Source organism: Thermus igniterrae ATCC 700962 (assembly GCF_000376265.1).
GTDB lineage: Bacteria > Deinococcota > Deinococci > Deinococcales > Thermaceae > Thermus > Thermus igniterrae.
In genome coordinates this window covers 1-7,162 of the sequence record NZ_AQWU01000023.1, presented here as the reverse complement: position 1 = coordinate 7,162, position 7,162 = coordinate 1, and the positions used below count along the sequence as shown (strand labels likewise).

Sequence of the window (7,162 nt, the reverse complement as noted above, 5' to 3'; positions counted from 1 at the left end):
GGCGTATAGAGGGCATTTTGCGGGGTTTGGGCCCATGCTCATGGGCATGCGGGCGATGCGATGAGAAGGGAAAAGCGCATATTTCCCTTGCCCAAGCCAAAAACCCTTTGTCAAGATCCCCGTCCGATGGTTCGGACACCCTCAGTATAGCACCTTACTGGAAGCATGTGCTTGGTCAAAATCTGTGCCCAAAAGCCCTTCGTCAAATCGCTTCGCTTTTGTATAGCGGAAAAAGTGCCCATTCCGTCGGTCAAGGCCCGTGTTTGGAAGTAACTATTGCTTGGGAAAGTAAATGCCAGGTTTAAATCCAATACCCCAAAAAAACATGGCGGCTTCAGGCCGCCATGGAAGGAGGAGCCGGGAAAACCCCTAGGCCCAGACGTCCTCGGGGTGGAGGGTACCCACAGGCCGGGTCTTGAGGATCTCCAAAGCCTCCTCCTCGCTCATCACCGGGTTCTGGTAGCGGAGGTTCAAGGCCTCGCCCATGAGGCGGAACACATGGGTGTTGTCCACCAGGCCAAGCTGGAGGAAGCGCAGGCCCTGGCCGTAGAGGAGGAGGATTACGGGGCTTGCCGTGTGCTGCCCAGAGCTCCAGCCAATGTTGGGCCGGTCAGGCTTGTTGGCGTTCTTCTGCACCATGGCCCAGGCCATGGTGTTGTCGGGCTGGATCCCCTGGCGTACGGCATCGGGCCAGTAGACCCGCTCGCGGATGGCCCGCACCACCATCTGGGCCTCCTCGTCCGTGAGGGTCACCCCCTTCATGGCCCGGTAGGCCTCCTTCACCTGGGCGGCATCGGGGGCTGAACCCAGGACGCGGCGCATGTGCTCAAAGCTGGCCTTCTGGGCCTCCAGGAGGTCAATGCCCACGGAGCTTTCCAGGTAGCTGCGCCCCGCCCCGTAAAGGGCCCCCACCCCGGTGGCGTGGTCGGCCACCAGGATGAGGAGGGTGTCGGGGTTGCGGTCCACGAAGCCGGTGAGGACCTCGAGGGCCTCGTCCGCGGCCAGCACGTCCCACAGGGTGGCTGCGGGGTCGTTTATGTGGTTGGAATGGTCAATGCGCCCCGCTTCCACCTGGAGCACGAAGCCGTTGCGGTAGGAGGCAAGGCGGGGCAGAGCCGCCTGCACCATCTCCTTGAGGCTCGGCACCTTCAGGCCCTGGAAGCGGCGGTCCACCTCGTAGGGCACGTGGCCGTCAGAGAAGACCCCCAGGAGCTTGCTGGCGCCCGAACGGGCCAGTTCCTCCGGGGTCTTCACCACCCCGTAGCCCTTGGCGGCAAAGGCCGCGTACATGTCCTTCTTGTCCTGCCGCTTCTCGGGGTTGAAGAAGCGGTCTCCCCCGCCCAGGTAGACCTCGGCGCCGAACTCCAAGTACTGCTCGGCGATCTGGGCCTCGGCGTTGCGGTCGGGGTTGGAAATCACGAAGCTGGCCGGGGTGGCGTGGGTGATGGTGGTGGTGGTCACCAGGCCCACGGCCTTCCCCACCTCCTTGGCCGCGGCGAAGAAGGGCTTGAGCCGGGTGCCGTCCGCGTGGATGGCCAGCCCCCCGTTCACCGTCTTCACCCCGCAGGAAAGGGCGTTGCCTGCGGCGCTGGACTCGGTCACGTAGCTGGTGAGGCTGGAGGTGTTGAGAAGCCCGTTGGGGTAGCGGGCCAGGAGCCGCTCAAGGGCCAGGGCACGGCCCAGGCGCCTGCGGGCGTAGGCCTGGGCGATGGCGTAGTCCTCCCAGGAGAAGCCGTCGTAGACGAACACAATCAGGTTGCGGTAGCGCCGCCCCAGGCTGGGCTGGTTCTGGGGCGCGCCCTGGGCATCAGCCTTGGGTAGGAAGGCCAGGGCCCCGGCCGCCAGACCGCCTTTTAGGATATCCCTACGCTTCATCCTCTTTACCTCCCAAACCCAGGATGAAGGGGGGTTGTCAGAGGCCGGTCAGGCCAGGTGGTTGAGGGGCCCATGCCCCCGGCCCAAAGGGGGAGCGCTCAGAAGGGCCCGGGTGAGGTAGGCCTTGGCCTCGGCCACCGCCTCCGCTAGAGGGCGGCCCAGGGCCAGGTGGGCGGTGATGGCCGCGGAGAGGGTGCACCCCGTGCCATGGGTGTTCCGGGTGGGGACCCTGGGGGCCCGGAAGGCCTGGAGGCCCTCGGGGGTGGCCAGAAGGTCCACCGCCTCCTCCCCCTCCAGGTGGCCTCCCTTGAGGAGCACCGCCTTGGGCCCCAGGGCCAGGAGGGCTTTGGCGGCCTCCCGGGCTTCTTCCAGGGTGCGGATGGGAGCACCCAGGAGGGCCTCGGCCTCGAGGCGGTTGGGGGTGATGAGGGCGGCCAGGGGGAAGAGCTTTTCCCTGAGGGCGGCGACCGCCTCAGGGGCCAGGAGGGGGTCCCCGCCCTTGGCCACCATGACGGGGTCCACCACCAAAGGCCCAAGGCCAAACCGCCTCACCGCCTCGGCCACCGCCTCCACGATTTCCCCACTCCCCAGGGCCCCGGTCTTGGCCGCGTGGGGGGGCAGGTCCTCGGCCACGCTCTGGATCTGGGCGTAGACCAGGGCGGGGGGCAGCAGGTATAGCTCCTGCACCCCCAGGGTGTTCTGGGCGGTGATGAGGGTGAGGGCACTGGCGCCGTAAACCCCAAAGCGGGTGAAGACCTTGAGGTCGGCCTGCACCCCGGCCCCGCCCCCGGAGTCTGAGCCGGCGATGGTGAGGGCTATGCGCACGCTCCACCCCCGGCATCATGGAAGGATGAAGGCCAAGGCCCTCTGCTTGGAGGAAGGGCTGGCCCTGCTCCTGCAAAGCCCCCCTCCCGGATGGCAGGAAGGGGAGGAAGTGGAGGTGCTGACCGTGGGAAACACCCTGGTGGCGCATCCTCCGGGCGGGGAAGAGGACCTGGTGGTCCTGCTGGCCTATTTGCCCTCCGTGGAGGAGCGGGAGGAACCCTACCGCCGGCTGGCCGATGCCTAGGCTGGTGCTGGTCCACCTCATCCGCCGCTTTGGCGGCAGCCCCGGTCTCCTGGACCAAGGACGGCCCCTGGCAGCCCCGGAAGGGCCTTGGGCCACCTTTGGCGGCCAGGACCTCTTCCCTACCCCATGGGAAGTGGCGGAAGTCTTCCAGGAGCACCTTCAAAGCCTCCCCTAGACCACCGGCAGCTCCATGCGGGCCTTCCCCTTCAGCACCGCCTCCACCAGGTTCATGGGGCAGAAGGGGCCGCACATGCTGCAGGCCTTGGTGCGGCTTCCCCGCTCCTCCTTGAGGCGGCGGGCCTCCTCGGGGTAAAGGGCCAGGGCGAACTGCCCCTCCCAGTCCAGGCGGTAGCGGGCCTCGGACATCTTCCGGTTCCGCTCCAGCGCACGGGGGTTCCCCCGGGCCACGTCCGCGGCGTGGGCGGCTATTTTGAAGGCGATCACCCCCTCCTTCACGTGCTCGGGGGTGGGCAGGCCCAGGTGCTCCGCGGGGGTGAGGTAGCAGAGCATGTCCGCCCCCATCCAGCCCGCCAGGGCCCCGCCGATGGCCCCGGCGATGTGGTCAAAGCCCGCGGCGGTGTCCACGGGGAGCATGCCCAGGATGTAGAAGGGGGCCCCGCCAGTGAGCTTTTTTTGAATCTGGACGTTGGCCGCCACCTCGGGCAGGGGAATGTGCCCGGGACCCTCCACCATGGCCTGGACCCCGGCCCTGCGGGCCCGCTCCACCAGCTCCCCAATAGTGAGGAGCTCGGCTATCTGGGCCCGGTCGGTGCTGTCCGCCAGGGAGCCCGGGCGGAGCCCGTCCCCCAGGGAGAGGGTCATGTCGTAGGTGCGGGCGATGTCCAGGAGGTCGTCAAAGCGGGCGTAGAGGGGGTTTTCCTCCCCCCGGTGGAGCATCCAGGCGGCCATGAGCCCCCCGCCCCGGCTCACGATGCCCGTGGTCCGGTGGCTGTGGCGGTAGACCTCCAGGTTCTTCAGGGTCACCCCCACGTGGACGGTGATGTAGTCCACCCCCTCCCGGCCGTGCTCCTCAATCACCGCGAAGAGCTCATCGGCGGACATGTCAAAAAAGCTCTTCCGCCGGGCCGCCCGGAACTCCGCCTCGTAGATGGGCACGGTGCCCAGGGGGACGGTGGCCACCTCCAGGATGCGCCGGCGGATGGCCTTGAGGTCGCCCCCCGTGGAGAGGTCCATGATGGTGTCCGCCCCGTACTGGATGGCCACCCGGGCCTTCTCCACCTCCTCCTCCACGTCCACGTAATCGTAGGAGGTGCCCAGGTTGGCGTTCACCTTCACGGAAAGCCCCTCCCCGATGCCCTTGAAGTCCCGCAGGGTGTGGTGGTTGGGGTTGCGGGGAATCACGATGCGGCCTGATGCCACCCCTTCCCGCACGAACTCCGGGGAAACCCCCTCCTTCTCGGCCACGTAGGCCATCTCCTCGGTGAGGATGCCCTTCCTTGCCGCCTCAAGCTGCGTCATGCTCCACCCCCAAAAGCGCAAGCACCTTCTGGGCCGTCCACGGGGCCAGGAGGACGCCGTTCCTCCCGTGGCCCGTGGCGGCCAAAACCCCCTTGGTCCACTCCCCCACGAAAAGCTCCCCCAGGGGCCGGTAGCCCCAGAGGAGGCCCCGGAAAGAGGCCCCTTCCAGGGAGGGGAACCTTTCGTGGGCGTAGTCGGCCAGCCACCTGAGGCCGAAGAGGTCCACCCCCTCCCCCCACCCTTCCCGGCTGGTGGCCCCCACGTACACCCCGCTCTCCCGGGGCAGGAGGTACCCCTCCCCGGCGAAAAGGGGAGCGGGGGGCGGGGGGCCCTGGAGGAGGAGGGCCTCGCCCTTGAGGGGGCGCACCGGGAGGCCGAACCGCCCGCCCCAGGCCCCCACGGCCAGGAGCACCCACCGCACCCTGGCTTCCCCCTCCCGCCAGCGGACGCGGCCCTCTCCTACCTCCTCCACCTCGGCCTCGAGGCGGGGCACCCCCATGGCGGCCAGGGCCTGGAGGAGGGCGGCCCGAAGGGCTTTGGGGTTCACGTACCCCCCGGGAAAGGCCCTGGCGCCTAGACCCCCCCGCACCGGGTAGGGCAGGGGCTCCTCCGCCCCCCAGAGGGCCTTTTCCCCCTGGGAGAGGGCCACCACGTGGGTGGCGGAAAACCCCGCCTCCACCTCGAAGCCCCGCTCCCTAAGCTCCGCCAGGAGGCCCGGGTAGTACTCCAGGCCAAAGTGGGCCCCCTTGAGGAGCTCCCCGGAGAGCCCCTCGGGGTAGGGGGCCAGCATGCCGGCGCTGGCCAGGGTGGCCGCTCCCTCCTTGCCCGCGTCCAGGAGGAGCACGGAAAGGCCCCGCTTCCTGAGCTCATAGGCCGTGAGGGCCCCCACCACCCCCGCCCCCACCACGGCTACCTCGGCCCTCATCCCCGGCCTCCCAGGGGCACCCCGTGGGTGGGGCTGGAGGGGCTTGCCCCCTCCCTGGGCCGCATGGGCCCTGCCAGGAAGGCCTTCCGCCCCGCTTCCACCGCCAGGCGGAAGGCCTCGGCCATGCGCGGGGGGTCCTGGGCCTCGGCGATGGCGGTGTTGACCAGGACCGCGTCCAGCCCCAGCTCCATCACCTCCGCCGCGTGGGAGGGAAGGCCGAGCCCCGCGTCCACCACCACCGGGGGCAGGCTGCTCCTCTCCCGGGCAAAGAGCTCCAGCAGGGCCCGGGTCCTCACCCCCCAGCCCGAGCCGATGGGGGCGGCCAGGGGCATCACCGTGGCCGTGCCCAGGGCGGCAAGCCGCTTGGCCAGGACCAGGTCCGGCCCCATGTAGGGCAGGACCACGAAGCCCTCCTCCAGAAGCCGCCGGGCGGCCTCGAGGGTCTCCAGGGGGTCGGGAAGGAGGTAGTTGGGGTCGGGGATCACCTCCAGCTTCACCCAGCGTTCCCCCGTGAGGACGCGGCCCAGGCGGGCCAGGCGCACCGCCTCCTCCGCCGTCTTGGCCCCGGCGGTGTTGGGCAGAAGCCGCACCCCCTCCAGGGCCTCCAGGAGGCCCACGTGCCCCGGGGCCTTCAGCTCCACGCGCCGCACGGAGACCGTGACCACCTCAGCCCCCGCCGCGGCGATGGCCTCCCGCATCACGCCGAAGTCCCTGAACTTCCCCGAGCCCAGGATGAGCCGGCTCCTAAGTTCCTCTTCCCCCACCTTCCAGGTGTCCATCTAGCCTCCTTGCATCAGGGCTACTACCTCCACCACGTCCCCTTCCTGCAGGACGTGGTGGGGAAGCTCGGTGCCGGGGTAGGCCTCCTCGTTGAGGAGGACGGCCACCCGGCCAAGCTCCACCCCCAGCTCCTCCAGCACCTCCTTGAGGGTCCGGCCCTCGAGGGGCCTGGGTTCACCGTTAAGCCACACCATAAAGCCGCTCCCTGAAGGCCCTGGCCGCCCGCTCGGGGTCCTCGGCGTCCAGGATGGCCCGCACCACCACCACCCGCCTGGCCCCCGCTTCCAGGACCTGGTCCAGGTTGGCAAGGTCTATGCCCCCGATGGCGAACCAAGGCGCCCGCAGGTGCGCCGCCGCCCAGCGCACATACCCCAGACCCGCCGCCTTGCGCCCGGGCTTGGTGGGGGTCTCCCACACCGGGCCCACGGAAAGGTAGTCCGCCCCCTCCTCCAGGGCCTTCAGGGCCTGCTCGGGGGCGTGGGTGGAGCGGCCCACCAGGCCGGAGAAAAACCGCCGGGCCTCCTGCGGGGTGAGGTCTCCCTGCCCCAAGTGCACTCCATCCGCCTCCAGGAGGGCGGCCAGGTCGGGGCGGTCGTTGAGGACGAAGGGCACCCCATAGCGCCAGGCCAGGGCCCGCATCCTCTCCCCCAGCTCCAGGATGGCCCGGGCCTCCCAGTCCTTGGCCCGAAGCTGCAAGACCTCCACGCCCCCCGCCAGGGCCCGCTCCGTGCGCTCCAGGGTCTTCTCCTGGCTCCAGCCGGGCCTGGGGGTCACCACCAGGTAAAGCCTGCCCTGCAAGCCGCTCACCTCCTCAGGCCGGCAAGGCAAAGCCCTGCGGCCCAAGGAGAAGGGTGGGTTTTGGGGATATTCTCCGCATAAGGCTTCCCTCCGCCGGCATTACCCGGATCAGGTTCCAAGGGTTGCTGGGAGGCACCCAGCTCTCAGCCCCTCGCTTGGGGCACCCCTAGCCTGCGGCCCCAGTATAGCACGGCCTAGGGCAAAGGTGTGGGGCCGGCTACAGGAAATTATACCCT

The 7,162-nt window shown here is 69.2% G+C and carries 9 protein-coding genes and 1 riboswitch; of the genes, 2 read left to right on the top strand and 7 right to left on the bottom strand.

Annotated elements, in window-relative coordinates; translation table 11 throughout:
• Positions 1 to 369: 369 nt before the first annotated feature.
• Together B128_RS0100565 and thiD are read right to left on the bottom strand one after the other, a co-directional pair.
• Complete coding sequence (locus tag B128_RS0100565; protein WP_018110361.1) at positions 370 to 1,875, bottom strand: alkaline phosphatase; 1,506 nt, start codon at positions 1,873 to 1,875, stop codon at positions 370 to 372.
• A gap of 48 nt (positions 1,876 to 1,923) precedes the next feature.
• The gene (gene thiD / locus B128_RS0100560; RefSeq protein WP_018110360.1) at positions 1,924 to 2,700 is read right to left on the bottom strand and encodes a bifunctional hydroxymethylpyrimidine kinase/phosphomethylpyrimidine kinase; all 777 of its coding nucleotides are present in this window, start codon (positions 2,698 to 2,700) and stop codon (positions 1,924 to 1,926) included.
• Positions 2,701 to 2,725: 25 nt separating this feature from the next.
• Between thiD and B128_RS0100555 the strand changes: the two genes are divergently transcribed.
• Both B128_RS0100555 and B128_RS0100550 read left to right on the top strand, forming a co-directional pair.
• Complete coding sequence (locus B128_RS0100555; RefSeq protein ID WP_018110359.1) at positions 2,726 to 2,944, top strand: hypothetical protein; 219 nt, start codon at positions 2,726 to 2,728, stop codon at positions 2,942 to 2,944.
• On the top strand, positions 2,937 to 3,119 hold the full coding sequence (locus B128_RS0100550) for a hypothetical protein (RefSeq protein WP_018110358.1): 183 nt from the start codon (positions 2,937 to 2,939) through the stop codon (positions 3,117 to 3,119). Before B128_RS0100555 ends, B128_RS0100550 begins: the two co-directional genes overlap by 8 nt.
• Here the strand turns inward: B128_RS0100550 and thiC are convergent.
• Genes thiC through thiE form a run of 5 tightly spaced genes read right to left on the bottom strand, consistent with a single transcriptional unit; the run spans position 3,116 to position 6,926 of the window.
• Positions 3,116 to 4,423 (bottom strand): phosphomethylpyrimidine synthase ThiC, encoded by a 1,308-nt coding sequence (gene thiC, locus B128_RS0100545; RefSeq protein ID WP_018110357.1) that lies wholly within the window; start codon positions 4,421 to 4,423, stop codon positions 3,116 to 3,118. The genes B128_RS0100550 and thiC overlap by 4 nt on opposite strands.
• Positions 4,410 to 5,348 (bottom strand): FAD-dependent oxidoreductase, encoded by a 939-nt coding sequence (locus tag B128_RS0100540; protein WP_018110356.1) that lies wholly within the window; start codon positions 5,346 to 5,348, stop codon positions 4,410 to 4,412. Before B128_RS0100540 ends, thiC begins: the two co-directional genes overlap by 14 nt.
• Entirely contained in the window at positions 5,345 to 6,127 is a 783-nt protein-coding gene (locus B128_RS0100535; protein WP_018110355.1) for a thiazole synthase, read from the bottom strand. The genes B128_RS0100540 and B128_RS0100535 overlap by 4 nt, the downstream gene beginning before the upstream one ends.
• Positions 6,128 to 6,322, bottom strand: a complete 195-nt coding sequence (thiS, locus tag B128_RS0100530; protein WP_018110354.1) for a sulfur carrier protein ThiS — start codon at positions 6,320 to 6,322, stop codon at positions 6,128 to 6,130.
• On the bottom strand, positions 6,309 to 6,926 hold the full coding sequence (gene thiE, locus B128_RS0100525) for a thiamine phosphate synthase (protein ID WP_018110353.1): 618 nt from the start codon (positions 6,924 to 6,926) through the stop codon (positions 6,309 to 6,311). The genes thiS and thiE overlap by 14 nt, the downstream gene beginning before the upstream one ends.
• A 68-nt stretch (positions 6,927 to 6,994) precedes the next feature.
• Positions 6,995 to 7,104: riboswitch (TPP riboswitch) on the bottom strand.
• Between the last annotated feature and the right edge of the window lie 58 nt (positions 7,105 to 7,162).